Raw genomic sequence first — 1,193 nt, 5'->3', positions numbered from 1 at the left:
GCCATATAAAGCATTAATTATTGGATAGATAGATAAAGTTCTATTACACAGATGGCTCTACACCATGGATAACTCAAACTGGAACGTACGTAAAACATGGTTTCGGACCTTACACGTCCTTATTGGCATATATATATCATACATGACACGGTAGAAATTAAGCACTCCACATCATACAACACTTGCCATATACATGTCCTCATTCTTGGCCTTGGTGTAGAGTAAGACTGAGTTGAAAAACCAAGAGCGAATGCTATGCACTTGATATTGTTGCCCTGTCGAAGCTGAGAATCCAACTCTGACCCATTCCGGAAGCTTGGTTCTCAAGTCAACGATATAAGAGACAACATAATCTTGACTACCAGGGTAAGAAGAAACGACACTTAGATTTCCAGTGGCAGCGTTATAGTTTATGCGGGCAGTGCCTATTACCCCTTCTTTCCTATCCCATCTCACGGTTGCCGAAGACTTAATTTGGTTCACATCGATTCCAATGTGCACATAATTTGGATCCCAACTGTTAGAGCTTTTATCATAGAAAGTGTCGAATTCAACAGCAACAACTTGGTTTGCTTTGGGGTTAAGTGCATTCTCTGGGCTGAAGAGTCCTAATAATCCTCCGTCGGAACCTTCAGGTATGGTAGTGTCAGGTGGTGCAATGAAGAATGCGAAGCCATCGGCTGGGTTGGATTGGGGTGATGTGAGGACAAAGGTGAAGGTGCTTTCAAAGCTTGAGAGTCTGTTTGTGCTTTTCTCCCAAAGGTGTATCGGCGTAGAGAATAAGGCTCGGCCAACGGAGTTTTGCAGTGGTACACCGTTACTAGTCTTGGTAAGCTGTAGGATATTGTTTGATGTAACGTGTGCATCACCCTGGAATAACAGATCCTCTCCATTTGGGTCGAAGTCACTGAAGGTGAAGGAGAGTGAATCTGCTGAGTTCACTCCTCTAAGTGACATGAGGACGATGGTTGCAATTGCAAAGACGAGAAAAGGAAGGGAGAGGTGTTTCTGGAAGATGGCCATGATGTTGAAATTAGCATGCAACTATGACTTTGCCTGGGGCTTTGCTTGAATATTCAGACTGATAAATAATGAATCATCGAATTGTTAGTTATATCTTCCTTTTTGTATTTCCATAATATGTATATTACTGAACTGCAACAGACCAGTGACATTTGGGATCATATATTGGG

The 1,193-nt window shown here is 42.3% G+C and carries 1 protein-coding gene; it reads right to left on the bottom strand.

Features of this window, described 5'->3' with window-relative positions; all coding sequences use genetic code 11:
- Window positions 1-171 precede the first annotated feature (171 nt).
- Entirely contained in the window at window positions 172-1,023 is an 852-nt protein-coding gene (locus tag ACNO7W_RS16385) for an L-type lectin family protein (protein ID WP_417938927.1), read from the bottom strand.
- Window positions 1,024-1,193: the final 170 nt, after the last annotated feature.

Source organism: Flavobacterium sp. ZB4R12, from assembly GCF_048276375.1.
GTDB lineage: Bacteria > Bacteroidota > Bacteroidia > Flavobacteriales > Flavobacteriaceae > Flavobacterium > Flavobacterium gawalongense.
The sequence above is the reverse complement of the archived record's forward strand: the minus strand, read 5'-3'. Positions and strand labels throughout refer to the sequence as shown.

Coding starts and splice junctions, on each gene's coding strand:
- ACNO7W_RS16385 (WP_417938927.1), bottom strand. CDS start 1,023: ATGGCCATCTTCCAGAAACACCTCTCCCTTCCTTTTCTCGTCTTTGCA.